This window comes from Terriglobia bacterium, assembly GCA_036496425.1.
Classification (GTDB): Bacteria; Acidobacteriota; Terriglobia; order 20CM-2-55-15; family 20CM-2-55-15; genus 20CM-2-55-15.
In genome coordinates this window covers 16,749-42,640 of record DASXLG010000159.1, presented here as the reverse complement: position 1 = coordinate 42,640, position 25,892 = coordinate 16,749, and the positions used below count along the sequence as shown (strand labels likewise).

At 57.8% G+C, this 25,892-nt stretch carries 19 protein-coding genes; 7 read left to right on the top strand and 12 right to left on the bottom strand.

Translation table 11 applies throughout. The features are described from left to right. Positions 1-675, top strand: a 675-nt coding sequence (locus VGK48_11340) for a TonB-dependent receptor (protein HEY2381761.1), incomplete at its 5' end; no start/stop codon positions are given. Positions 676-717: 42 nt separating this feature from the next. Here VGK48_11340 and VGK48_11335 read toward each other — a convergent pair. The 7 genes from VGK48_11335 to VGK48_11305 form a co-directional block, all read right to left on the bottom strand. Continuing rightward, the gene (locus VGK48_11335) at positions 718-2,412 is read right to left on the bottom strand and encodes a hypothetical protein (protein HEY2381760.1); all 1,695 of its coding nucleotides are present in this window, start codon (positions 2,410-2,412) and stop codon (positions 718-720) included. Then, a complete protein-coding gene (locus VGK48_11330; protein ID HEY2381759.1) occupies positions 2,409-9,194 on the bottom strand; it encodes a hypothetical protein in 6,786 nt (2,261 codons plus the stop codon). The genes VGK48_11335 and VGK48_11330 overlap by 4 nt, the downstream gene beginning before the upstream one ends. A gap of 148 nt (positions 9,195-9,342) precedes the next feature. Then, positions 9,343-9,996, bottom strand: a complete 654-nt coding sequence (locus tag VGK48_11325; protein ID HEY2381758.1) for a hypothetical protein — start codon at positions 9,994-9,996, stop codon at positions 9,343-9,345. Further along, the gene (locus VGK48_11320) at positions 9,950-11,653 is read right to left on the bottom strand and encodes a VIT and VWA domain-containing protein (protein ID HEY2381757.1); all 1,704 of its coding nucleotides are present in this window, start codon (positions 11,651-11,653) and stop codon (positions 9,950-9,952) included. Before VGK48_11320 ends, VGK48_11325 begins: the two co-directional genes overlap by 47 nt. Then, positions 11,650-13,578: a two-component regulator propeller domain-containing protein gene (locus VGK48_11315; protein ID HEY2381756.1), complete on the bottom strand. Its 1,929-nt coding sequence runs from the start codon at positions 13,576-13,578 to the stop codon at positions 11,650-11,652. The genes VGK48_11320 and VGK48_11315 overlap by 4 nt, the downstream gene beginning before the upstream one ends. Before the next feature lie 17 nt (positions 13,579-13,595). Further along, positions 13,596-14,636: a SpoIID/LytB domain-containing protein gene (locus VGK48_11310; protein ID HEY2381755.1), complete on the bottom strand. Its 1,041-nt coding sequence runs from the start codon at positions 14,634-14,636 to the stop codon at positions 13,596-13,598. Between the two features lie 3 nt (positions 14,637-14,639). Next, positions 14,640-15,518 carry a penicillin-binding transpeptidase domain-containing protein gene (locus VGK48_11305; protein ID HEY2381754.1) on the bottom strand — a complete coding sequence of 293 codons (879 nt, stop codon included), beginning with the start codon at positions 15,516-15,518 and terminating at the stop codon, positions 14,640-14,642. Between the two features lie 172 nt (positions 15,519-15,690). Here VGK48_11305 and VGK48_11300 point away from each other — a divergent pair, with 172 nt between their 5' ends. Continuing rightward, positions 15,691-16,119 (top strand): hypothetical protein, encoded by a 429-nt coding sequence (locus VGK48_11300; GenBank protein HEY2381753.1) that lies wholly within the window; start codon positions 15,691-15,693, stop codon positions 16,117-16,119. Between the two features lie 145 nt (positions 16,120-16,264). On the opposite strand, the gene VGK48_11295 is transcribed toward VGK48_11300, so the two are convergent. Both VGK48_11295 and VGK48_11290 read right to left on the bottom strand, forming a co-directional pair. Continuing rightward, positions 16,265-16,660, bottom strand: coding sequence for a nuclear transport factor 2 family protein (locus VGK48_11295; protein ID HEY2381752.1), 396 nt, complete (start codon positions 16,658-16,660; stop codon positions 16,265-16,267). Between the two features lie 67 nt (positions 16,661-16,727). Beyond that, on the bottom strand, positions 16,728-16,850 hold the full coding sequence (locus tag VGK48_11290) for a hypothetical protein (protein HEY2381751.1): 123 nt from the start codon (positions 16,848-16,850) through the stop codon (positions 16,728-16,730). On the opposite strand from VGK48_11290, the gene VGK48_11285 reads away from it, so the two are divergent. Next, on the top strand, positions 16,851-17,195 hold the full coding sequence (locus VGK48_11285) for a hypothetical protein (protein HEY2381750.1): 345 nt from the start codon (positions 16,851-16,853) through the stop codon (positions 17,193-17,195). A gap of 757 nt (positions 17,196-17,952) precedes the next feature. Here VGK48_11285 and VGK48_11280 read toward each other — a convergent pair. Together VGK48_11280 and VGK48_11275 are read right to left on the bottom strand one after the other, a co-directional pair. Further along, positions 17,953-19,605 (bottom strand): TIGR03435 family protein, encoded by a 1,653-nt coding sequence (locus VGK48_11280; protein ID HEY2381749.1) that lies wholly within the window; start codon positions 19,603-19,605, stop codon positions 17,953-17,955. Between the two features lie 240 nt (positions 19,606-19,845). Beyond that, positions 19,846-20,736 (bottom strand): VWA domain-containing protein, encoded by an 891-nt coding sequence (locus VGK48_11275; GenBank protein HEY2381748.1) that lies wholly within the window; start codon positions 20,734-20,736, stop codon positions 19,846-19,848. 190 nt (positions 20,737-20,926) lie between these two features. Here VGK48_11275 and VGK48_11270 point away from each other — a divergent pair, with 190 nt between their 5' ends. Next, a complete protein-coding gene (locus tag VGK48_11270) occupies positions 20,927-21,802 on the top strand; it encodes a TIGR03435 family protein (protein ID HEY2381747.1) in 876 nt (291 codons plus the stop codon). A 156-nt stretch (positions 21,803-21,958) separates the two neighbouring features. Here VGK48_11270 and VGK48_11265 read toward each other — a convergent pair whose 3' ends face one another. Further along, the gene (locus tag VGK48_11265; protein ID HEY2381746.1) at positions 21,959-22,438 is read right to left on the bottom strand and encodes a DUF4288 domain-containing protein; all 480 of its coding nucleotides are present in this window, start codon (positions 22,436-22,438) and stop codon (positions 21,959-21,961) included. 308 nt (positions 22,439-22,746) lie between these two features. Between VGK48_11265 and VGK48_11260 the strand changes: the two genes are divergently transcribed. The 3 genes from VGK48_11260 to VGK48_11250 all read left to right on the top strand — a co-directional run bounded on the left by VGK48_11260 (position 22,747) and on the right by VGK48_11250 (position 25,839). Further along, complete coding sequence (locus tag VGK48_11260) at positions 22,747-23,631, top strand: alpha/beta hydrolase (GenBank protein HEY2381745.1); 885 nt, start codon at positions 22,747-22,749, stop codon at positions 23,629-23,631. A gap of 381 nt (positions 23,632-24,012) precedes the next feature. Next, the gene (locus tag VGK48_11255) at positions 24,013-24,717 is read left to right on the top strand and encodes a PEP-CTERM sorting domain-containing protein (GenBank protein ID HEY2381744.1); all 705 of its coding nucleotides are present in this window, start codon (positions 24,013-24,015) and stop codon (positions 24,715-24,717) included. A 126-nt stretch (positions 24,718-24,843) separates the two neighbouring features. Continuing rightward, complete coding sequence (locus VGK48_11250; protein HEY2381743.1) at positions 24,844-25,839, top strand: MBL fold metallo-hydrolase; 996 nt, start codon at positions 24,844-24,846, stop codon at positions 25,837-25,839. Positions 25,840-25,892 lie beyond the last annotated feature (53 nt).

The following is a 25,892-nucleotide window of genomic DNA, read 5'->3' as shown; positions in this document are numbered from 1 at the left end:
AATCCGCCGGCTTTTCTCCTCGTCAGCGGAAACCCCAATTTCAGGGCGGAGTCCGTCGTCAGTTACGAGATGGGATACCGGCGATTTCTGACCTCGGCGCTCTATCTCGACGTCACGCCGTTTTCCAGCCATTATCGGCGGCTGCAAAGTTTCGGCGTGCCGGTTGTCAGCCTCGAGATCACGCCGCCTCCGCCTCATATGTTGATAACGACCCCGTACCAGAATTCGATTGCCGGTTCAGCGAATGGTTTCGAGATCGCGCCCGTTCTGCAGGCCGCTTCCTGGTGGCGCATTGCGGGATCCTATTCGTTTGTAAATATCGACGTGCATGCCAACGGACCCTCATCCGACATCAGTGCCACGGGCTCCGTCCGGACATATGAAGGGTCGACGCCGCGGCATCACCTTGAAATGCACTCCTTCGTCAATCTTTCAAAGAAATTCGAATTCGATCAAATGGTCCGGTACGCGAGCGCTCTTCCGGCTCAAAACGTCAAGGCTTACGAAACCGCAGACCTTCGCCTGGGCTGGAATCCCAGGCCTAATATTCAAATTTCCCTGTTTGGAGGCAACCTGCTCCAGCCCCACCATCCCGAATGGGGAACCGGCGACCCCACTCAGGCGCCCCTCGAAGTCCGCCGCACAGCCTACATAAAACTCACTTTGATGCAATGAGGATGTAAGACGGTGCTTCCTGTGTTCCTTTCCCTTTTCTCACTATCTCGCGAGATCGTAACGTATCGCCTGCCGCTGGACAGGGCCGCTGTCGCTGATTTTTATGGAAACCGATTGAATCACGTCAAGCGTTGATGCCAGGCTGCCGATGTTGTCGGAAAAGAATGCGGAGTAGTTCGCCTGGTCCGAAAGATCGAGCATCCGCATCATCTTCAGATAGGGAGCAAGCTCGGCGCTGTGCGTATAACGCGCAAGGTAAGTTGCCGCCTGGTTGCCTGTGTTGGCGGGGGTGTTTAGAGCGGAACCCAGCAAGCCGGCGGTTCTTCCGATCCACAAAGTTTGACCATCAACATAGATGGTCAATGGGATGAGCCCGTCCCACTGCGACAACATACGGCTTCCCGACGTAACATTCCGCCACTGCAAACCGATGTTGTTCACGGTCTGATATGAAGCTGCGGCTGCCGTCAGGGCCGATCGGACATCGGCAGGGTTCCAGGACTTGGATGCGCGAAGCGCAAGGACCGCGTCGGTTCGAACGAACGTGGTGTCGTCCGCAGGCAGACTGGATTCCAGCTGCAGTACCGCCTGGATGCCACCAGACTCCACCAGTGCGCGCATCGGTTGCAGGGTCAAAGCTCCGGCAAGAGACGGTTTCGGCGCTTGATCGATCCGGGTCTGAAAATCACCTTCGGAGTTTGCGGAAGCATCCGGACTTATAGCCGGCGCAAAGCGCCTTTCATCCGCTTGCCGCGGTCCCGCGGCGAAGAACTTCTCGCGGATGAGATCCATCGCGAAATCCGTTGAGGTTGTGTCCCACAACCGGATGAGGCCCGCGTTGCCCGGCATAAATCGTTGGAGTTCGATCGTGGCTGCATCATGTGAGGCGGCGGAAGCCGCGGCGGCACGCACCAGTACGCGATCCTCTTGAAGTACACCGTTTTGCCGGGTCAGTTGCGATAACAAGGCGGAGTAGGGGCGGAGATCCGCGGTGTTTCTCTGTATCCAGTACGACCGGAAATACGGCGTCTTGATCACCGTGGGCAGGTCCATGACCAGCCGAAGCGCGACGCGATTGCCGGCATCCGGCCCCATGGCGCGAACCGCGTCCTGATACCAGGTTTCGTTGCTGATAGATCCAGTGGTGGTGTTGCCTTGAATGAGTTCGAGCGCTTCGGACAGCAAATCCTCACGCGTGCTGACAATGACGTAGTCGCCGTTAATCGCAAACGCCGCCGTTCGACTGCCGGACTGCCGGACGAAATACGATTGGCCGGCGACCGTTCTCGCCTGGTAACCGGGACGAACGCGAGTGAGCGCATTCTGAGCCAGTTGGGCGGCGGGCAGCCGCGATATATATATAAGGTCCAGCTTGCCGATGTCGTACACCGCGAGCGCCGTATCCGTCCCGGCAAAAGTTTCGAGCGCCGTCAGATCCGGCGGAAACCCGGCCGCGGCGGCAAACTCGCCGTAAGCATCGGTGAGCTTGAGCGCAAGCCGCGTGGTCAGGAACTGCTCATGGTTCTTGCTCGCGAGCCATCGCGTTTTCACTTCCGAGCGATCCCAATCCTGTAGTTGCGTGGCGAAATCGGCAGACTCCAGGTAGAACAGCGCGCCTCCCGGCATCCAGCGGGAAAGCGGTTGGGGAGAGGGCTGGACCTGGGCGACCGTCCACACACCGGCGGCGACAGCTGCGACTGCGGTAAGAAGGAAGAGCTTAAATCGAAGACGTTTCATGGCAGCCTCCTTCCGACGACGTTGGGTTGATCGAAGTCTGCCCGCATCACAGGCCGGCGGCGTTCGTTTTCGATCTTGCGGTCGTTTGCCGCCTGAGCTTCTTTTTCTTTTGCTTCCAGAGCCTGCCGCCGTCCTGCGTCTTTTTCCTGCACTGCGGCCATTTTGTAGAACCGGACGGCCTGGTCGAATTCCCCGATTTGCTGGTGAGCTTCGGCCACGCCTGCCGCCATTTCGGGATCCTGCGGATACCGGGCGGAGTCTACGGCGAGTGCCACACGATATTGCCGCGCGGCCATTGCAGCGGAGAACAGCGAGCGTTGAACGGTCATGTCATCCGGCCGTTCGGCGATCGCGTTGAGCAGCAATTGCACTTTCACGTTCGGATCGTTGCTCTGTTCCGCCGCTGCGAGCCTGGCCGCGAAGAAGAATGGAGCATCCGTATTGGCAGCTGTCCTTGGAGTTCTGTTGGAGAGGACGTCCAGCTCTCGGCTGCCCGTCGAATCCGCCGGCGCCGTGCCGTTTTTCGCCTGTTCCTGCGCCGCCTGAGTTCGAATGTCGTATGGAGCGGCGGACGCGCTCACGATCTTTTGCAGGTCATCCATTGCGAGAGTGAGCTGGTTCAGCGCTGCTTCCACCTTTGCCAATTCCAGCCGGGCCTCATAATCCCACGGTACGGCTTGAACTCGGACCTTCAGAAATGGCTGTGCTTCTGAGGGATGGGCGTTTTCTGAAAACACTCGGGCCGATGCGATGAGATGATCGAATGGTACGGCGTCGATCTGGCTGAGCGTTGTCAGTAAATCCGTTGCCTGATCGAGATGGCCCCGCTTCACGCGGATTTCCGCAAGGCCCAGATAAGCTGCCGGATTGGCGGAGCTCTCAATCTGCCGGGTGTACAGGAACTCCAGAACCTGTTGACTTGCATCCGTCATTCCGAGATGGATGAGAATTTCCGCAGTTTGTTGCAGCGCCGAATCCGCAGGCGCTTCCGCCGGGCTTTGCGTGTAGCCCGCGAGGACATCGGCCAGCTTGTTCTCTATCGCCGCCAGGCGGAGTTCGGCGACTTGCACGGTATCGACTCGCTTTTCTGCGTCGCTGAAAGAATCGAGAACCTTCCTGGCGCCAGCCGCATCGTCGTGGTCCAGCAGATATCCCAGATACTGCGCGCGTATTTGCTGGTACTGGAATCGTTCAAGCGGAGACGTAGCCAGCAGGTTCATCGATGTTTCGAACACCAGCTTCTGCTGGGTCTCAGAGAGCCATGGAGTCGAGGGATTGAGATTCAGCAAGGTCATCAACAACTGGCTCGGCGCGCGTGAAGACTGGATAATATCCACGAGTTCCTGATTGTCTGTTGAACCTTCGAAGGCAGCCTGAAGCAGCGGCGGAAATTCCCAGGCTTGCAGCCCGCGTGCCGCGGCGCGGAGGGCTTTGTCGATCTCGGGGTGCAGTACACTTTCCTGCTGCCGCGATCGAATATCGCTGAGGATGCGGGCGCCGTCTCCCGCATTGGGCCGGTTGGCCAGCTGGTCCAAAGCGCTTTTCCATTCCACCAGCGCTTCGTTGTGGCGGCCTGCATCCCATTCGACGAGCGCGATCTCAGAATGAACCGCCGGCTGATTCGGATTCAACTCCAGGGCATGGCCGAACTCGGTGATCGCACGCTCGGACGCTGCCGTTTGCCGGTAATATCTCGCGATCTGCAGGTACGCTTGCGGATCGCCCGGCCGGGCTTCCAGCTCCGACCACAGATAGTCGTCTGCCGCCTGCGGCTGATTTTCGCTGCGCAGGTACTCGCCGAACCGTTGTCCGTAATAGAACCAGATGCTCCCCGCCAGCTGGCTGTTGCGATCGACGGATTTGCCAAGGCGGTCTTGAATCAGAGGCAAGCCCAGCGCTTTCTGGAAAGCTGCCGGCACTTCCGGGGAGTTCAAGCCGAAATACACGCCGGTCAGACCGGTATAGGCGCTCGTCCAGACAGGACTTCTTCTTTGCCGCTCGATCGACTGAATGGCGCGAGACGAATCTCCGGCCGCAATCAACGCTTGGGTTGCCATCAGGCTGGACGTATCGGGACCTGAGCGGGCGGCGGCATTCAGGAGTTCATCCGGCCGCTGTTCCGCCAGAAGTCCATAGTAGCGCTGCTGGGCGTTGACTTGAAGTTCGGGATGTCTTTCAAAAAATTGAAGCTCGTCCGCCGTTGCGCCAATTCTTTCATACGACCGCATTGCGGACATCAGCAAGTTCAGCCTCACCTCGACGGCGGACCGCCCCGCCACGTCCTCGAGTTGGCGCGCCAGCTCCGCAAAGCGCATGCGGCGTTCCTGCAGGACTTCAAAGGTGCCGCCAAATCCGGGATTTTCATCCATCCGTAATGCAACCTCGAGATCATAGAGCCGCGCAGCGCTCGCAATATTGATCAGGAGCGCGCGCTGTGCCTGATTGGCTCTTTGCCGTCTTGGCTCCAGACGAGCGGAGAATGTCTGTCTTTCCTCAGGTGTGAAGTAGGTGGCGACCGTCTCTCCAAGAATGCGCGCGGCATTAATATCCTGGTTGTCGAAAACGCGTTGAATCGCGTCGTCGTACCTTCGTGCTTTCGCCATGATCCGCACATAGCCTTCACTGGCTTCGGACTGCCGCTGGATGAAATCCACGGCATTGTCGATCATGCCGGCTTCCTCCAGGATCGTCGCGACTTTTCCGTATTGCCGCTCCGGTTCCGGCCTGTTATCGATATAGGCACGTTGTAGGGTATTGATTGCTTCGCGATTCTGGCCGAGTCTCGCCTGAAGCTTTGCGACGTGTTCGAGCCAGATTGGATTTCTGTGGCTCAGCTCATAAACGCGGTTGTAGGTATTGATGGCATCCGCGAATCGCAGCGTGCGTTCTTCGAGGTCCGCCCGGGCAAGGGGCAGATCCTGCCTTTCGGGGCGCGCGGTAATGGCCTTTGCGTACGAATCGATCGCTGCAGGGTAATCCCGGAATTGGGTCTGAAGACGCGCGAGCACAATGAACCAACGCGGGTCTTTCGGCGAGTTCACAGACGTCTTCGTGTAGTAATCGATCAGCTGGGCCCGCAAATCGTGCTGCGTGGCAAAGCGTCCGGCCTCCGCCAGAAGATTCGTATCGTCGGGGAAGCGATTGATAATCTCGACGTACTGATCGATGGCTTCCAGGAATTTATTTTCGCGCGTTAACACCGGAATCAAACCGCGGCGCATGGCGGCAATGCGATCGGTTTTGTCTTCCGCCGCGATTTGGGCTTGCTGGATTTCCGAAATCTTCGACGTGTAGAGTTGTTGAATCTCCGCCTGCCTGCCGCCTGCCGACAGGGCGTCGGCCATCAACGCCACAAACTGTCCATCGATCGGATCGATCCGGAGAAGCTGCTGCGCCGCCTGAACAGCTTCGGCCGCCTCGCCGGCCTCGATCGATTTATGAATCGTTTCGACGAGGTAATCTTTCTTGAGAGCCGGGTGCGCGTGGTCTGCAGCCGTGGACAGCACACGAATCGCCCGTGGTTTGTCGTGCCTCCAGTAGTAGTCCACCGTGGCGCGCACGACTCCGGCGATGAGTGTATTCGCCCGATAAACAGAGTCGAGCTGCGCCTGGCCGGCAGCAAGATCACCGCCGGCTTCCAGGAGCCGGGCGAGCTCGATCCCCAGGCGCAATTTCTCCTTGGGATCCGTTTCGAGTTGGATTTCGCGGCGGAATATGGTGGCTTGAACGGTCTTCAAGCTGGATTCGTCTGCGACCTTCCGGACATATTGCAGCAGTTCGCGTGATGACGTGTGGGCGGCCGCCTGTGCCAGCAGGGGCTCGATTTCGGAATTGCGTTTCTGGGTACGGAGCACACTGAGACGCAGTTCGAGCACACCCGGATTTGCCGGTGATGCATCGAGCCTCCGTTTCGTCTGCTCATCAACCAGAGTCTTATAGTTTGGGCGCGGCGCAAGCGCAATCAGGCGGGATCGGGAGCGGTTATCGGAACCGCTCAGCGCCCCCTGCATGTATTCAGCGACGGCCTCCCGACGGAGATCTTCCGACTCGAGGATGGCGCCGACCTCGTACGACCACAGCGTTGGATTCTTCAGTTGCACGCGTCCGTGGCGGAGCCAATCGAGCGCATCGGAGGGTCGGAGGTAATCCCAGAAGACGGTAGCGGTTTCGAGATAGCCGTCCGGTTTGCCGGGTTCGATCGCGGGAATCCGTTTCCATGCCGTCGCAGCCGCTCCGGGCATGTCATGGTCGGCGTAAATCTCTCCGATGCGCGTCAACCGCTGCCGGTCTCGCGGTTCCGCGCGCGACAGATCTTCCGCGATCGCTACGGCAACCGCCGTGAGGTTTTTGTCGTAATCCGCCAGCGATCGATACAACTCCGAGGTACGTCCCGCAAATTGGACGTCGGACGGGTATGCCGCCGCCACGGCCTGCATGATGGTTGCTGCGCTCTCAAAGTGCGACTGCCAGGCCGTACCTTCTCCGATGAACCGCGTGATGAGCGGGTTTGCCGCTTCTGCGTCGCGCCAGTTGATCGCGCTTGCGGGCGGCAGCAGATTCGCTGCAGTTCGCAAGACAGTGTCGAGCGAGCCCGCCGCTGCCAGACGCTCGAAATACATCCGCCGGATGCTCTCATCGTCATACCAGTGCTCTCCGAGCAGCCGCATGAGCGCGGTGGGGTTCGCCGTTGCATCGCCGGAATAGAGTGAAACGAGGTTGTGGACGAATCTCAGATCGTGAGGAAAGCGGTTCAGCGCATACAGGTTGATGTCGACCTGAAGGCGGCGTTCCAGATCTCGATCCGCGATGACGTCGGACATATACGCTTCGACGTCGCTGCCGGCGAACGTGTCGATCATCTGATGGGATAGTGTCTGAAGCTCGCTGGTCATCCGGTTGCGCAGATAGAACCTCGCCAGCTTCTGACGCCACGACCGGTCTTGAAAACGTTGCATCGCCAGCCGGTAAACCTGCTCGACTTGGCCCGCTCTCTGGTGCGCTCCCAGAAAGCCTGCGAGTCCATCGTACAAACCCGGATCGTTGGGATTCCGATCGATTTCGGCGCGGTAAAGCGCAAGGGCTTCAGGTATCCGATTCAATTGGCTGAGCCGCGAGAGATACCGCTGTAGAACCTGGGCATATTCGGGAGAGCGCGGCTGCTGGCCGCTGCCGAGCGGAACCTGCCGGGCTTTCGCCGCAAGTTCGCGCAGCAGGCGGTCGTAAATGCCGAGTTCGTCGGCCACTTGCTTCCGCCGGGCATACGCATCCGCTACCTGGAGCGCAACCTTTGTCCGCTGTTCCGCGTTGGGGAACTCGGAGATAAAAGCGTTCCCTTGCCGGATGATGGCTTCATCCTCTCCATATCCGGCATAGCTTTCGATGAGCCGTGAGAGGAGTTCGGAACGCTGTGATGCGTTCGGAAAGCGATCCGACAGTAACTTATAGAGCTCGGCTGCTTTTGCCCGATGAAAGTAAGTTTCGCTTTTCCTTTCTTGTGTCCTGAACTGAGCGTCCGGGTACTGCGAATTGAAAACCAGGGAAAGGATGCCGTTGAGGAAGCCCGGAGACGAGTCGATCGTCGCGATGTCATGGTAGAAGGACAAGTCCCCTCGTCCGAATCGGATCGGCTGGTCCGGAGCCTTCAGCAGCACACCGATGATCTCAACGACCGCGGCTTCGGCGGAGGCGTTGTCGCTTCCCGGCAGCGAATACAAGGCGTAGGCATAGCGGATGGTTTCGTCGTAGTCATTCACCGAGTCGGACAGCCTGGCGAGGATGTTCAGTTCCGGCGCTTTCCACTGGGCTTTCGCCGCTTCTTTCCGCGCGCGGAATTCCGAGAGTTCCCGGCGCGCCGCGTTCATGTCACCCTGCCTTCGGAAGTAGTGAAACAAGCGTGTCGCCGGGTTCAGATCCAGCGGCCGGCTGATCGCGGCGCGGCGGGCGTTCTGGTAGAACTCGAAGGATCGATGTGAATCGTCGAGCAGCTTGAAATAGTCGTTGAGCAGGTCCTCGGGCCAGAGGGCGTCGTATGCGGTGTCGTAAACGGCAATCGCACCTCCCTTGGTGCCCCGCTTTTCGGCAAGTCGTGCCCGTTCGTGAACGATCGAGGACCGGTCATTGGGGAAGGCGTTCTCGTATTGTTTCAGGACCTCTTCGGCTTTGGCGATCATGCCGCTGCTCAACAGAAATTCGAAGTACCGGCGCTGCAGGGCTTCTGCGGCCGGATACTTTGCAATCCAGGATTCATAGTCCTGGATTGCGCTGACGGCGGGCATGGCTTCCGCCTGGATCAACTGCTGTGCGCGTTCGTGCAATTTCCAGGCGCGCTGCTCCGTTTCGGCCTTCAGCGGGTCATCGGTCGCAGGAGAAAGCATTTCTGCAGATGTCAGCGCCTGCAGTTCCGGTTCGGGTTGCAGGCGGCGATGGTAGTAATCGGCCAATTGGATCTGATTACCAGCTCGATCCGGAGAGACGGAGTCCAGCAGCTTCCAACGGGCTTCGGCATTGCTGAAATCGAGTTGAGCTTCATACTCCCGCGCCGAGAGCGCGATGACTTCGGTATCGGACGGATTTCTCAGGCCGATCAGCGCAAGTTGAGCCGCGGTTTCAGCGGGCGGGCGCCGCACCGGTACCGGTCCTGCGAGTGAGGGAACCATACGGTAGAGAATGGCCATGGCAGGCGAGCTTGCCGGCAGCCACTGGACCCAGGAGGGGGCTTCGGCGTATGCGGTGAGGGCGAGCAGCGCGATCAGCGCGGATACCCGAACAATCGATCTCGACATGGCGTGTGAGCGACCCCCTGCCGCTTCGCGACTGTCCCCCTTTCCAAGGGGGACAGTCAAGCGACTCTCCCCCTGATACAGGGGGAGAGCCAGCCGCGAAGCGGCGGGCAGGGGGTCGCTCACGACGACTTTTTGTGTGAAGCCTATCTTAAGGAAGGACCACAAGGTTCACCTCCTGGGTTCCGATATTGTGAGCAAAGTCCTCAGCCGAGACAGTCAGCGTGTATTGGCCGGCCGGCAGCGTATCCGGGATTCGAAATTCTCCGGTGTTGGACCGCGCTTCGGCGTTCCAGGTCAGCCGGACCGGCGCGACTCCATACACTCTCGCCACGATCGTGCGTGTCGTTGCTGAAGCGCTGACCTGCAACCGCACCCCTTCGCCCCGTCTGTAGCTCGCGCGGTCCAGCTTTGCCCGGACGATCGGAGGCTTGCTTGCGATAATGAAGCTCTTCTGTTCGCGGTATGCATTGCCGCGCGTGTCCCGCAGCACAAGCTCCACCGCGTGCGTTCCGTCCGGCGTGTCGGGAGGCGCCAGAAATCGCGTCTGCCAGATATCCTCATCCTTCAGGTACTTCAGCGGTTTCACCAACCCGAACGGAAAAACCGCCACCACCGATTGGATCGACGGATCCGTCTTCACCCGGAGGACCGGATCGCCGGGCCGGATCAATCGCGGCCGCAACAGCGATCGCGGTGCGGCGAGAAATGATGTGTATGGCGTGACGAACTTGTACTTCCGCGATAGGCGAATGATTTCATCTATAGATGCCTTGTCTTCGCCGTTTTGATTGATCTTTTCCAACAGGGCATCGACGCGCGCCTTTTGCCCAGGTCCGGGGAAGCAAGTCGTGATCGGTCGCATCCGCCGGCAGCGGCGCATTCGCGGTAAGCGTCAGGTTCTTGCCGTCCCGCTGCCCGCTTGCGGTGAACTTCGCGGACGACACCGGCTTTTTATACTCTCCGATCCATACCTGCTGGGAGCCGCCGAACACGGAAGGCTCGAGCGCATAAACCATATCGGTATCCGAAGCAGGCGCGACCGAAAGGCGCAGCGACGAGATCGGATACCGGCCGATCTTGGCAATAAATTGCTGGATCTTGAAATCAATCGGCTCGGAGCTTCGAGCCCATTCGAAAACCCCGTTATCGCTGCCCAGTTGCTTCAATAGCGGCAGATTCGCGTCATCGCCGACGGCGAACACGAACATGCGCGGCCGCTGAGTGGCCGGAACCTTGTTCCACTGCGCGTTAAATGCCGAAAGCAGCCTGGAATTCCGGATGGAACCCTGGGTCGCGCCGCCGTCGGTGAAGAGCACCACGTAGGAGTTCGGGCCTGCCTGCCCCAGCGCCCGTTCCAGCGCTGTTCCGAGATTCGTGCCGCCGCGCAGGCGGCTTTGCTTTACAAACGCGAGGGCATGTTCGATTTGATCCGCCGTCGCCGGCTGAAGCGAGGTCGCGAACAGCGATACATCGGAATTAAACAGGACCACGTTGAATTGATCCTGAGGGCGAAGAGCATGCAGCACCGTCTCGAACGCCTGAAAGCTGCTGTCGAGTTTGTTCCACTGCATCGAGAGCGACGAATCGAAAGCGAGGACGACCGTGCGGGGATTGGAATTTGCCGCATCCGGAGCATTTGCGCCGGAGCCGAAGAGTGAGGAGACCTGGAAAAACCCGGTCGCAGGCATATCCGAAGGATTCCGGTATGTCAGGACCCGAAGTGAATCCGCCGTGGCTGGATCGAAAGTGTACTTGACGCCGAGATCTTCAGTCAGCGCGACCCGGTTGCCGGAAAAAGACGCCCGAATGCGATTCGGAGTGCGTTCGTCGATCTTTAACGGATACGCCTTGGCGATACCTTCAAAGGTCTGGATCGGCCGGTCCGAAAGAACATTGATATTGATCTCCAGCCGTCCGGCGACCTGCGCCTGATAAGCGTCTGGCTTCAAAGGCACGGATAATACGCTGGACAGTTGTTCGACCGGAAGCCGCTCGTTGTACTCCATCTCGACCCGCTTGGTCCCTCGCGCTGGTATCGGCGTGACTTTAGCCGTGAATTCTGCACTGCGAGCCGCTTCCTCGGCGCCGCGTTCTCCCATTTCAAGGAGACCCGGGTCGATGGTTTGCGATCGAAGCTGGTCATAGATTTCGTTGGCCCGCTTCCGTTCGAGGATGACTCCGGGAATTCGGGTCAGCTCATCCCAGACCGCGAAGTCCGAAAGCAGCGCCCGGACCGGCAGAGCGAAACTGTACGTTCCTTCCTGGTTCTGATTCGTGTGATTCGCAAAGATTTCTCTCACCGACACACGCGCCGTGCCATTGTCGATCGCGATGTTGATCGTCATCTCTTCCAGAGACAGGATCGCAGGATCCGGAGTATTGCGGTTTCCAGGAACGAGCACGCCGGAGTCCGCCGCGGCCAGAGGCAAAACGAGCAGGAAGATAAGCCAGGCCCTCATGGAGTAAGCCTTTCGATCGGCATTCGAATGATGCCGTTGTCCGTTCCAATAAAGAGATTGCCCGAGGATTGGGCCAGTGCCGTCACGTTTAACGAAGGGAGCCCGTCCGTCATCGGAGTCCAGCGGTGGTCCGGGATGTTATAGACAAACAGTCCGCGATCCAGCGTTCCGGCCAGGACATGATTGCCGGCCACCAGCATAGCGTTCGGATTAACCACGATTTGAGCCGGAAAATCCGGGAATTCGGACCACTGTCCATGGGAATCAAGCTCCATTACGCCACCACCGTAAGTGCCGATAAACCAGGAGTCATTCACCCGGACGACCGCCGTAATCCAGTTCTGCTTCAACTGGGAATTGGCCGTTGTATAGCTCTTACGGACAAAACCGTCTTCGATAACAGATAACCCGCCGAGCGTCCCCGCCATCAACTGCGAACCGTTCAGCCCGAGCGTGTAAACGTGGTTATTCGCCAGGCCGTGAAATGCGTAGATGGACTCCGGGCCGCGAGCGTCCAGGAATGTCACGCCACCCGCCGTCGCCGCCGCGAGCCCGTCCGCCCGGACAGCGACATCACTGACGTGGTTAGAGATGAGGCCGTCTGCTTCGCGTATCCGCTTCAAGATCTTGCCCTGGGGATTGAACAGCGCGATCCCGTTCGCTGTAGCGACGACGGTCATGTTCCGGTAGGAGTCCTGGACGATGCGGTTGACGCAGAAGATCTGATCGTCTTCGACATGGGTGACATTCAGGCTGCCGTCCGTCCCGGCGATATCGATGCCACGGTCGAAGTAGCCGATCCACAGCCTGCCGTCCGGATCGACCGACAAGGCCGAGATGTTGCGGTCGGTCCAGCGCGACCCGGGAATGTTGATGCGCCGGTTCCATACCCCGGCGCCAGGTTCGCGTTCAAAAAGACCGCCGGCAGTCAGCGCGAAAGCCTTCCCGTCAGCCTCCATAAAATGCCGGACCGCGCGCGGCTCCAAGTCCGAAGCCGGAATTAAGGCTTGCGGCCGTTCGTTCTGAAGACGGACCTCGACGATGCCGGCGTCGACCGTTCCCACGAACAGACTGTTGCCGGCCGCCAGCAGCGATTGGCTGAAGATGCCATCGGCAAGTTTGCGGAGCGGCTTTCCGTCCTGGAATTCCGTAACGCCGACCGGCGTTCCAACGAAAGCCCGCTCTCCGAACACCGCTATCGAGAGGACGCGATTGTCCTGAAGACCCGTCTGGTCCTGGAATATTTCCGTGGTCCCCGCTTGCCGGTGCATGACTCCACGATCGCGAGTTCCAACCCACAGGTCTCCCTCGGTTCCGGCAAGAACCGTCACCGGGATGTTTCGAAGGTCCGGATGGAGCGGCGCAAGGGTCGCGCCGTCGTACCGGATGACGCCGCCTTCAGAGAAGCCGATCAGCAGAAGTCCTGTGGGCAGGATTAATAAGGATGTGGGGTTTCCCAGGCCCCTCACCAATCCATTGTTCTGAAGGCGGATTTGCGAGAACCGCTCCCCGTCGAACGAAAGGATGCCTGCATTTGCCGTCGCGAGCCAAAGCTTCGGCTCCGCGTCGCCGGCGACCGTCCCGACAGCCACGGCAACCAAGGGCGATGGAGGCAGATCGAGCCCGGTTTCATAGGTCTTCTGAAGATTTCCGGTGAGATCGTATATCCAAAGCCCGCCTGAACCCGCGATATAGAGTGAGTTATGGAAGAATTGCGCGGCGCGGAAATCCGGGGGCGCGGGCAAAGGATCGATCATCGCCGGCCTCGAAGCCGAGAACGGATGCACATCGAACGCGATCGCGGACCGCGTGACATCGGCCCGCGCTTCTTCGATGGCGCGCCGGGCGCGGACAATCGAGACGAGGGCAACACCCGTTACCACTGCCAGAATGATTGGAACTGTCCAGCGCAGCTTCTCTCGCATGACCGCTCCTCAGCAACTCAGATACCCAGGCGTGTGAGCTGCGTGTTGGGATAGTAATAAGCCAGAATCTGTTGATGGGTGAACCCTTGCTCGCCCATGACGGCCGCTCCGTCCTGGCATAACCCGATACCGTGTCCCGCGCCGAATCCATCAAAACGGAACCGGCCTTCGGAATTGTGAATTTCGTAGAGATCACTTCGGATCTTGTCCCAGCCGAGTTTCCTGCCGAACTCCAGACGGAACGCCTCCGCAGTCATGACCCGCGTCTCATTACCTGTGATCCGGAGTTTTTGAACCCGCCCCGAATTGGTTCGCCCGGCGATCTCGATCGCGGTTGCGCCGCTCAGGCCGAAAACGGATTGGATGTCCGCAGCAGTCAATTCGGCCGTCCACTGTTTCCTGCCGCGGGAAACGCAAAATGGATCTTTCAGCTGTTGCAGATATGGACCTTGAGCTTCGGTAATCCCGCCGCAATCCTCGTGATAATAGGCGGTAATCGGCTGGGAGTCGTACAGCAGAACTTCCCCGCGGGTATCGTTGGCAGCTTTGCGCAGCCGTTCCGTGACGGCCGTGATGCGAAAGTCCTGGCAATGCGTCGTATCGCAGAAGTTGAAAGCCTCCCGCTGGTGGCGGTTCAGAAAATGCGCGGCATAGGTCCGCACGGCGACGGCCATCGCCTTCAACGATTCATCCGACTTGAAACTGAGAGACTCCCCGGCGAGGACGGCAGCGACATACTCTTCGAACGGGATCTCATTGACGATAACCAGAACACCGTGGTCGGCCGTAATCTCCAGAGGATACTGAAGCCGGATCGGTTTACCACCGACGGTCTGAATCGTGACGGGACCCGCACTCCGGAAGGGAAGCGTTGTTTGACGGGCATTGATAAGGATGCTCTCTCCGCCGGCAGTCGTCAGGCGAAGCTCGGAGGGCTGGGTCGTCGAGAACAGGCGGACCCGAACGGTGTCCGGCAGACTCAAGGCCGCCTGTTGCGAAGCGGGCAAACATAAGAATGTCCCCAGGAGTAACAGGCACAGATAGAAACGGCGGCTCACGGTTTATGGCGCCTTTCCGCCGGCATAATAACTGTTGATCACGCGGCCGGCGATCGGGGCCGCATCCACTCCCCCGGTTCCGTGTTCGAGGAACACCACGATGACAATCTCGGGGGCTTCGGCCGGGACGAACCCGGCAAACCATGCGTGGCCGCCGGCGGTCCCGGTCTTGCCGGCGACCTGGACATACCTGGAGCTCGCGGCTTGTCCAGTTCCGGAATTCACGACGGCCTCGAGGCCCTTCAATACGAGTTGAAGCTCGCTTGTTGGGATTGGAGATTCTCTTAAAGGACGTGCCAGCAGGCGGTAGGCTTCGGCCAGACCCAGGGGAGTCACCTGAATGCCTTCTTCTCCGACGGCCATGAGTTGCATCGCTTGCGTGGATGGAGGCTGTTCGACGACGCCCGGCAATTCCGTGCCCCACTTGCCGGTCAGAGAGCCCAATCCCATACCGGAAAACTCCTGAGGTAGCGCGTTCAACGGAAGTCGACCGGACAGCGTAGCGAAAAAGTGATTGCACGAGTAGGCCAGAGCCTGGACGGCGTCGAGCGGATCCGGACTGACCGGATGCGAACAGTCGAGGACGTGGGTTCCGATCCGGAGCTTTCGCGGGCAAAACAGCGCCGTATGCTCCTGAACCAGGCCGGCCTCCATCAAAGCCATCAGCGTGAAAGGTTTTATGGCCGATCCTGGCGGCACGAGGCGGCGGGCCGCCACATCCATATGATAGGAAGCAAGTACCCGCCCGGTCTCGACGTCGAGCGCGACGGCGGCTCCGTTCCGGCGATTCATCGAGTCGTCGAAGGCGCGCTGAAGCCGGTCGTTGGCCGCCGCAGGCGCCCAAAGGAGCCGGGAAAGCAGCATAAGATAGAGGAGCAGCACCCGGCTAAGATATCGCAGCGGCGGGATTTGAACAAAAACTCGATTTCGAGATGGCGTGCGGCAGCCGCTTCCTCCAAGCTGCCGGAACCCGCGAGTGAAAGCAGAATACTTGCGCCGAAGCGGGAGTCTTCGCTTTTCGGCACGGCACAGAACGTGCAGCTATGTTTTTATAATGAAAATCAGACGGCTTCCCGCGGTCGGGCTTCTGCTGGCCGCACTAGTGGGAACCACATCGTTTGTCACGATGGCGGACACGACGCAGGCCCAACATCGGGTTGTGAAGCACCGTCACACCCGCCGGAAGAAATTGATAAAGAAAGGCGGGTGGGCAGGTGCCGGATTCGCTGCCGGAGAGGCCGCCGGGCCGGCAGGGAGTGCTGCCGTAGGTGCGGCCAAATATAGGAAAGATCTCAAGGCCGGCGGCACCAGGCGAACGAAAGCGGTCGCGAAAATTGCGGCGCCGATCGCGGCGGGGGCTGTGGCGGGACCGGCCGGCAGTGCAGGCGTTGAGGTGGTGGAGCACCGGAACTGGATCAAACGCCATATCTTTCACCGCAAACCGCACAAACCGCCGCGAAAAACTCCACACCGAAACGTGTGATTCCGGCCGATGCTTAACTGCTTGCCACGGGTTCTATTGCCGCATCTCATCCAAATTAATGGGGGGAGTTCTCCACGAAGCAGAACGAGGCCGGCAAAATCCTTGTCCAATGTGACCACACTCACGCACCAGGGTGGATGGCCAATCAGGATCGATGTGGGAAGGCGCCAGACGGACCAGCGGTTGTTTCGGCCTCATCCCCGAGGTCCATGGCTGCGATAAGACCACCGCTTATAGTGAATATGTGGATAACCTGGCTGTCCGAAAGAACATTCCCTTGAAGGTTTTTGACGAGTTGGTGCACCTTGACGCGGGTCTTGCCTCCGTCTTCCTCGGTCATTGCGAGCGGTTCGACATGGGGATCGAACTCAACCCATTGTCGAGTCCAATAGGCACGGATCTCTTCTTTTCCGATAATCTTGCCGCCCTCTGAAGCCTTGGGCCAGCTCACGTCTTGCGCCATCAGCGCTAATGCACCGTCAATGTCCCGGTTGTTGAATGCGGAATACGCCTGCTCAATTATGGTCTTAGTGTCTGCCATTAACCCTCCTACATATTAAAGGAATGGCACCGGCAAGCGCAGTGACGGAAATTCCGATCAAATTCCGCTACGGCTTGGTGTCGCTCGCCTCCACGAATTCGGTGTTCTGGCACCATCGCACGCAGCCGCCGCGCACGGAATCCGACTCGATGGAATCCGACTCGATGGAATCCGGCCGATTCTCAAGCAATTGAGAACTCTGGCCGGATTCCCCTTTTTTTTCGCGGCGGGCGGCTCCGCCAGGAGGCAAAAAAATCGAATCCCGGGAAAAATTAAAAATGTTGCCGAAGTTTCAAAAGTTCCGCTGAAAATTCAAAACAACTCGGGAAAATCGAAAACCGTGGCCGAAAATTCAAATCTTCGTCCGAACGCCGGGCGTTCCGCTGGAAATTCGAAACCTCAGCGGAACAATTCAAAAGCTAGGCGGAAAATTGGTTTTGTCGCCGAAAATCTGCGATGTCCACCGAAAATTGAAATCTTCCGGCGGAGGGCAAACTTGTCTGGTGAAGATTTGAATTGCCGCGCGAAAATCTAAATCTTCAGCGGACCGTCGACGGCATTTCCGGAAAATTGAAAAGTTCAGCCGAAAATCCAGGCCGCCGGCGGAAAACGAAGTCGTCGGCCGGAAAATCAAAACTGCAGCCGAAGTTTCGGCTTTCTGGCTGAAGATTCAAAACTTCAGCTGAAGATCTGAAACTTTCCGCACGAGCAGAAAAGTTCCGGGACTTCGGGGGATTTCCAGCGATTCTTTTGAATTTCCGGCTGACGATTTCCATCTCCAGCGAAAAAGGCGAAATGCCGCCGACAACTCCAGCACTTCCGCAGAAAAACGCGATTTTCAGGAGAACGTTTGACCGGCGGCCGGCAGCGGAGAAAATCCTGTCGAGGTTCGATATTTCCAGCGAATCTTTTCTGCGCGCAGCAGATAAACGCCGAATCTCGCGGACATTTTTCTTATGCATGAGCAGCATTTGTTTTCCAGCCTGCAAATCGATCGTGCCGGCGGAAGCTCGGATTTCCGGCCAAAGATTCGGCGGCCGGGCGATGGAATTCCAAAAGCGGCCGGCACCACGAAACAATCGATGAAAAACCTGCCGCCCAAGCGATGTCGAAAATCTTCCGGCGAAGATTTTGATTTCCTGCCACACAATTCGACACATCCGTGGAATTGGCACATCTTTATCAGCAAAACCAGGTGCCCGACGGATGTCAAAAATCTCCCGGAGTTGCCAAGAATATCGGGCTCTTAATTCACAACAAAGCTCCGCACAGCGCGCATATTTTATTCCAGCTCAGTTGTCCGCCGGCTTTTCTTCGATGTGATCGATGACCAGGACGGGCACGGGGCGTTGGCGTCTTTCGAGCTTCAGCCCAAGTTGCTTGCTGATTGCATCCTGGAGTGAGATCGCGCCATTCGCGTCGGGCGCGTTCTCGCCCATGGCTTGGCTCGATAAGAACTGCGGGCTGCTGAAACTAAGCGTGAAATCCCACGCCCCCTCGAGTTTCGTGGCGTTCTCGGCGGGCGTTTCCAGTTCGATGGGAGCGAGTCTCTGCAGGCCCGCGGCGAACTGAGTCATGGTGACGTTTTGACACGTGAGGAGCCGGTCGAGCCGCGGATTCGAATCTCTCGGGTCGTTGGCGATCACGCGGGCTTCCTTGCAGCTCGCGCGATGTGACGGGTCGGCCTTCTTCATTTTCGGTTTCGCCGAGACCAGCGTATACGCGGGGACGGGCCGGTCTTCGTAGTGGAATTTGATCCCGAATCGTTCAATCAGCAGGTTGCGCAGCATCAGCCGCAGATCATCGCTCCACGCGTCCCCCGCGGGCCCGATCATATCGTCGGGAAGTTTTGCCGTAATGTCATAACGCGGACCGCAATCTGAACGATAGCAGACCCACTTCGGTGTACCGGCAATCAGGTCCGACGTGTACATCGGCGAGCCGGGGATATCGAACGCGTCGATGATCAGAGGGCCCAGCGTGCGAGCGCGCAATTCATAACGGTCATGAAAAACCCGCGAGGCGTTCACCTGGCCGGGCGGGCTCGGCTTGAGGTCCGCGACTTCGAATTGAACCGCGCGCGGCGGCAGCAGTTTCTCGGTATCGGGAGGATTGGGGATTGGCTTCTCATTCACGCGATCGACCACAAGCACCGGCGCGGGCGCGTTTTTCGGAGCGAGCTTCAGCCCGAGTTGTTGATTTACGGCATCGAAGATCGTCGTGCGGGTCGCATCCGGCTGCGGAATCCGGGACCGGGTGTTCCATTTCAAGTCGAAATCCCAAGTGCCCTCGAGACCCGTCTCATTCACGACAGGAGCGGCCAGATAGTCCGGCGCTATTTGCCGCAGCCTTTGTGCGAGCGCGTCCATGGTGATGTTGCGGCACACGTTAACCAGGAACCCGGAGACCGCTGGTTGGTACTGGCATCCCGGAACGGTCGAACCGTTCGATTCCGTCATCTTCGGTTTGTCTTCCCCCACCGTCAGCGCGAAGGCCGGCAGCGGGCGCGTGTCTTCGTGAACGACCAGACCGAAGCGGTCCCGGAGCAGCGCCTGCAGCATCAGCCGGATGGTTTCCGGCGGCGTCTCGGGCGGCGCTTTGGTATAGATATCGAACCGGTCGAACTCCAGCCAGTTCGGTCCGCCAAAGACGGTATCCGGATCGACGTTCCAGGCCATTTTGATCAAATCCAGCATGGTGGCTTTGCGCAGATCGTAGCGCTCGCCGCGCAACACGCCGCCCGAGGCATAGTTGTAGGGATTGTTTGCGGGCGGGCTGAGGTGGACGTCCGCCGCCTCGAAACGAGGCTGACTGCGCGTCACTTTTTGTGAAGCGACCGGAGCCTGCGCCAGAACCTCGGGGGCGCTCCACATTGCGATGAAGATGAGGAGACCCGCTGTCGCAGCCCCAGCGAGGCACACAAGGGCCTTCTTCGAACTGCTCAATCGGTTCCTCTTACGTTTCGATCTCATTTCTTTTGATGCTGAATTGGAGAACCTTTTCGATGAGAACGGACAATAACGCGGAAAGCCGCGCGAGTCGTCATCAGTACGTCCGCTGTTTGCACTTTTTTTGTAAAGCGATTGTCATGAAATTACATGTGAGGGAACTCGCATCGGAGGCCGCAAACAGCGGCCGGAATAAGCCTCAATGGCATGGCATCGTCGGTTTGAAACTCTGATGATCTACTTCTGCACTACGAATGCTGGACGATGTCGTGCCCACAAGAACTGAACTTCTGGATTGCGGATCTGTACCTCAACCTGATGGTAGGTGGTGTTTGTGTCCTGCGATTGAAATCCCAACACGTATGATGTGCGCAAATCCGCACTTATGCGCATGGCTAAATCGCGGCTTTCAGTTGTGCTCTCCATCGTGAAGTGACGACCGCCTGTACGCTGCGTAAACTCATCCAGGCTTGCGCGTGCTTGTCCCTCTCCGGGCGCTAAAGCAGAAATACCGGTGAAATTTCGGGTGATGGTGTAGATCGCAGCGTCCGTCGTACTCGCCAGAGCATCGATCTCATCCCTTGAGTACACCCGGGTATGCGCATTGCCGTCCGAGACGATAAGTATGAACTTGCGTGGATTGTGAGCTTGCTTGATGCGCTCTGTGGCGAGGCGCATGCCGTCCTTTAGAGCCGGAAGTTGTTCCATGTGCGGAGCGGCCAGCACTTTTGTCACTTCATGAAGGTCCTGCTGGAAGTTGGTCGCAATGGCGGAACCATTCTTAAAATCAATGACGGAGAACTCATCACCTGGCCGCGCTGCGTTAACGAGTTGAGTGGCTACCTCCTCAACTCGCTCATTGCCCTTGTCGCCGTAAAGATCCATGACGAAGGCTACTGAAATCGGACCCTGAGCCATTGCCGTGAACTCGGTCACATCGCGTGGCAGGCCGTTGTCATAGACGACGAAGTCCTGTTTCTGAAGGCCGCTGACGTAGCGATCTTTGTAATCGGTGACGGCTACCGGGATAAGAATCTGTGAAGGCGATTGCTGTGCGCGAGTTTCTGCGAGCGTCGTGAAGGAGGCTGCGATACAGGCAAGCAAACACGCAATGCGGAATGTGCGCATGATTACGCCCTCTGGCACTGAGATCTTCCGAAAGGATACTCATGCTCTGAAGTGATAACAAAGGATATTCGCTAGTCTCCGACTTGTAGCAGCAATCTCAGTCTCCGTTGTTTCGAAGACGGCCTTTGTTTTTCTATTTTCCGCGCAGCAGCGGGAGTATGATGGGCGGCACCCGGAACTTCTTATGCATATGCTGGATCACGACTATTCTGCCGCTTGTATCCATCCGGATGCGAAACGCCGCCTCTCATTTTCAGTCATAACGGGAATAGCCATGGTTGTGGCTGCCGTGATGCCGATTGCATCGCAAACGGCAGGTGAGAAGCCCGTGTTCGAAGTGGCTTCCGTCAAGGCGAACACTACTGGACGAGATGGGCGAGTGGCCCCAATCCGTGTTGAACGAGACCGCTTTATCACTACGAGCGCAAGCATCACCTCGATATTGCAATTCGCCTACAGGCGGTCCGATGCAAGCACATTGAGAAACAGTGACATTATCGGAGCACCGGCTTGGGCGGATGACGATGGCTTTGACATTCAAGCCAAAGTGGGAGGCAACGGCGCGGCAATCTCACAGGACCAAGTACGGCTCATGGTCCAATCGCTTTTAACGGATCGTTTTCAATTGAGAGTCCACTTTGAGACGCGTGAGTTGCCTTTATACAATCTCGTCGTCGCGAAGGATGGTCCGAAGATGAAATCGTCCGCTGACGAAGTGATCGGTAAGCAACAACTTTTAGGGATGCCTTCCCCCTCGGGCGGCATGACCCTCAAGCTAACGAATACTCATGAATCGCTGCCGAATTTAGCAAATTTGCTGCAGTCTTATGCCAGGCGTCCCATTGTCGATAAGACCAATCTGGACGGATTCTTCGACATCACTCTGCAATGGGCTTTTGAAACGCTATCGGCTACATCCACCGCAGGTCCGCCATCGGCGGAAGAACCATCTGGTCCTTCCCTGTTTACCGCGCTTGAGGAACAACTTGGATTGAAACTAGAAAGCGCCAAAGGTCCGGTTCAGGTTTTAGTTGTGGATTCCGTTCAAAAGCCGACAGAGAACTGATTCTATGACGAACATCCGCAGGATCTCAAAATACATGTGGTACGCAACCACGTCAGACAATTCTCCGTTCAGTTCAGTCCGGACTCGAAATACCTCTACGCAAGTTCACAGTGCATCTTCCAATGGGACGTCTCTGGGTTGAACTGAATCCGGGCTTCACGACTTGGATCTCCGGGCCTTCAGCCAAACGTCGCCGCCCTTCAGGTTGAAAACCTTTGCATCGATGAATTTCATTCGTGTGAGCCGATCATTCTCGGGCGGACCGAAGAGATTATCAGATATGTACGCGTCCTTGACCCCGCGGGCAATGACCTGAGTTAAAGACCATACCTCGTTCAGATGCGCCGGCCGCCGGTCTTCCGGGAGTTCATACGATAGAATGCAGCCTTTCAACCGCCGCCAGGTTACGCGTTGTCCGTAGACGTTTGTATACGGCTTCTTAGTATAGCGGTCCGCATCCTTGTCCGCTATTGCCATGGCGCGTTCATGGTCATGCGCACGGACGAGAATGACACGTTCTTCAACTAGAGTGACGGCGGCATCGTAGTCCGGCAGATTTCCTTTGGGTTTGCCCTGGACCGAGGTGCGATACGCAGTCTTGACCGCGAACCATTTCAGTTTCGCTGTTCGTTTCACGGCGCCAGGATAGCAAGCTTCACGGCAGCGGGGGATCTGGTTTGATTACTTGTTCTTGCGGTGACGGCGATGTTTCTATCCCTTCGCCCCGGTTCCCCGACGACAGTTGTCTCATAACGCGCCTGTGGGATGCGTAATTATCGGATTGCCGGAAGGGTTCAAATCACCGCTCCCGTTTTTCCGTTAAGCGTTCAGAAAATGCTCAATCTGTCGTCCGAATTGCCTGGCGCCTCGCAGTCCGCTTCGTCATAACGTTCTTTCAGGTTAAGATACGGGCCGTCACAGAATCCAACATTGAGGTGATGACGATGCGCCTTCGAATGGCGATAGCCGCCGGTACATTGCTGCTTTGCATGCCTGTTGCAAAGGGTTTCGGCCAAAACTTCTCGCGTGCGATTACGGCCAATTACCGCATTGCTTCGGATGTCACTTATATGAAATCGGGTGCCTGGGAAGGCAAATTGGATCTCTACGCCAGGCGAGGCGCCGGACCGCAACCCACCTTGATCTGGATCCACGGCGGATCGATGACCGCCGGCACAAAAGATGGTCAACTGTTGTCACTGATGCCGTATCTGGAAGCGGGTTGGAGTGTCATCAACCTTGAGCCTCGCCTCCAGGGTGTGACTCTGGCGCCGGCGACGCTGCAAAACACATGGTGCGCTCTGCGCTGGGTTGCTCACAATGCAGGCATGTATGGATTTGATCCGGCGAAGATCGTCATATCCGGCGCATCGTCGGGCTCATGGTTCGCCGTGACAGCGGCAATGACGCCGCGATTTGAACACTGGGACGAGGCCTGTCCCGGAAATGAAATTCCGAAAGTTGCGGCAGTCGTGAATTGGTATGGCAATTGGGATTTCGCCGATATCCTGCAGGGTCCGAATCAAAAAGACTACGCCGCAGGTTGGGTTCAAAATCTGCCGAATCCGCTGGACATCGCGCGAATGCTCGCGCCGGTGGTGAACGCCTCTACGCCCCCGACGATTTCGATTCACGGTGATGCCGATCCCACGGTCCCCTATACACAGTCGGTACGATTGCATGAAAAGTTGAAAGCCGCTCATGTGAAAGAGCAAATGATCACCATCCCCGGCGGCAAGCACGGCGGCTTCAGCCGCGCGGAAAATGAGCGCGCCTTTGCCGCCATCGAGGCTTTCCTGAAGAGCCAGAATCTGTGGCCCGCGAGTTAATGGGTTTATAGGTCACTCGCGTCAAATCTTTCACGACGCGGTGTCGGCAAATCTTACGGAAATCAAAAATATCAAATCGTTTTCTTTTTCTATCGTTTGTCGTATCTGCTACCGCGGAGTGTCGGAGATCTTTACAAAAATCGAGTGCAAGCGGGCTATTCCACGAAATGAGGTCTTCAGGTGAAATCACTATTCCCTAAGAGTTTAACGATCTTTGCCGCCATAGCTATAGGAGTGGTGCATCGGTTGCTGAAGTTGCTCTGTACTTCCGCGGCGCAACATAGAAGAATATTTACCGTCGAGCTAAGGAGTGGCGGGCAAGGAGAAGTCAGGCCTATGTCCAAATCGTCTCTACGGCTAGTTTTTGGTATTGTATTCGCATTGTTTTCCTCGATACCCGGCCGGGCATCGATCATGACGTTCTCCGGTATCGACGCTAACCCCGGCGACATGAGCGTACGCATCGACCATCCGAATTCAGATGCCGCACTCGCTCATTTTCTGCCGAATCTGACCGGCGTTGGCACCGAGGATTTCGAAAACCTTACTCCGGGCCCGATATCAAGCACCCTGACATTTCCGGGCGCCGGTACCACGGCGACGCTGACCGGAAGTGTAACTGTTCAAAATGTGCCGACTGGGACCGACTCGAATGGCCACTACCCGATTTCCGGTAACCAGTACCTGGAAGACGACGCGCCCTCGTTCTCGCTCAGTTTCTCGCAACCAGTGGATGCTTTTGGTTTCTATGGAGTCGATATCGGCGACATGGGCGGTATCCTGACCTTGCAACTGGCGAACGGTAGCTCCACTTCGTTAATGGTACCGTCCGGGCCCATCCCAGCCGAGGATAATTCCTCGGTGTTGTATTTTGGTTTCTACGGGACCACGGCCGCGGACGAGTTCACCAGTATTACGTTTACCAACTCCAATACCGCTGACGGGTTTGCCTTTGATGACATGTCGATCGGCACGTTCGCAGAGCTTGCCTCGGTTCCCGAACCGGGAAGCCTTACACTGCTCGCGCTTGGCGTCGCCGGTCTGTTCGGATACAGATGGCATCGGCGCAGAACCACTGGCGCATAGGGCGGCAATAGCCGGGACTCCCGCCGTCAAGGCATAATTCAGAGGTGCGTCCTCCCGAATTCCCGCGCAACATTCATTCTCGATTCTCATACGAGCGGAGGATAATGTGGGCCTTCAAGGAGGCCTATGAAGATCGCCCTTGGTTTGCTGCTGGCGGTTTCGATGCTGGCGGCTCAGACGACAAACGATACGCCCGAAGCACACTTCGCTGCTGCGAGGGCCGCAGCCGGTGACGATTTCCAGAATCTGCTCAATTTCCAATGCTACGGACCCGGGCCCGGCGGGCAGAGGGCAGCTGCTGGCGCAGGAGCGCCCCGCGGGCAAGGCAGCGGACGGGGAGCTGGAAGCGGGCAGCGCGCGGGTGGGCAAAGGGGCGCGCCGGACCGCTCGACCTGGCATATGGAGCCGGCGAAGGTCTTCGACAACCTCTATTTCTTCGGCCAGACCGAGTATGCCGTGTGGGCGATCACGACGTCGCAGGGCATCATCGTGCTCGACACGATCTTTGATTATTCCGTCGAGGACGAGGTCGCCGGCGGGATGAAAAAGCTGGGCCTGGATCCGGCCAACATCAAATATGCCGTCGTCAGCCATGCGCATCCGGATCATGCCGGCGGCGCCCGGTTTCTGCAGGAGCATTACGGCACGCGCGTGATCATGTCGCCCGCGGATTACGACATGCTCGACCGTTCCAACGGTACGAAACCGAACCGCGACCTGATCGCCACCGACGGAGAGAAACTCACGCTCGGCGACACCACGCTGACTCTTTACATCACTCCAGGTCATACGCCGGGTACGATTTCCACCGTGTTTCCGGTGAAGGAGAATGGCCGGACGCACATCGCAGCACTCTGGGGCGGTGTGGGATTGAATTCGGACAAGGCGTCGCTCCAGAACTACATCGATTCGGCCGAGCGATTCAGCGGCATCGTCCGGCAGGCCGGAGCGGACATTATCCTTGCTAATCACACGGACTGGGACCACACCAAGATCAACGTCCCGCTGCTGGCGAAGGGCTCCGTCACGCCGAATCCCTACGTGGTGGGCAATGCGAAGGTTTTGAACTTTCTCAAAGTGGCCGAGGAGTGTGCCAAGGCCCGCCTTCCACTGGCGAACTGAGGCTTTCCAACAAGAAATCGACTTCAATATGGTGTGTGGAATTTTGTGCAAAG

Coding starts and splice junctions, on each gene's coding strand:
- VGK48_11335 (HEY2381760.1), bottom strand. CDS start 2,412: ATGAAACGTCTTCGATTTAAGCTCTTCCTTCTTACCGCAGTCGCAGCT.
- VGK48_11330 (HEY2381759.1), bottom strand. CDS start 9,194: ATGTCGAGATCGATTGTTCGGGTATCCGCGCTGATCGCGCTGCTCGCC.
- VGK48_11320 (HEY2381757.1), bottom strand. CDS start 11,653: ATGAGGGCCTGGCTTATCTTCCTGCTCGTTTTGCCTCTGGCCGCGGCG.
- VGK48_11315 (HEY2381756.1), bottom strand. CDS start 13,578: ATGCGAGAGAAGCTGCGCTGGACAGTTCCAATCATTCTGGCAGTGGTA.
- VGK48_11300 (HEY2381753.1), top strand. CDS start 15,691: ATGAAAATCAGACGGCTTCCCGCGGTCGGGCTTCTGCTGGCCGCACTA.
- VGK48_11295 (HEY2381752.1), bottom strand. CDS start 16,660: ATGGCAGACACTAAGACCATAATTGAGCAGGCGTATTCCGCATTCAAC.
- VGK48_11275 (HEY2381748.1), bottom strand. CDS start 20,736: ATGCGCACATTCCGCATTGCGTGTTTGCTTGCCTGTATCGCAGCCTCC.
- VGK48_11270 (HEY2381747.1), top strand. CDS start 20,927: ATGCTGGATCACGACTATTCTGCCGCTTGTATCCATCCGGATGCGAAA.
- VGK48_11260 (HEY2381745.1), top strand. CDS start 22,747: ATGCGCCTTCGAATGGCGATAGCCGCCGGTACATTGCTGCTTTGCATG.
- VGK48_11250 (HEY2381743.1), top strand. CDS start 24,844: ATGAAGATCGCCCTTGGTTTGCTGCTGGCGGTTTCGATGCTGGCGGCT.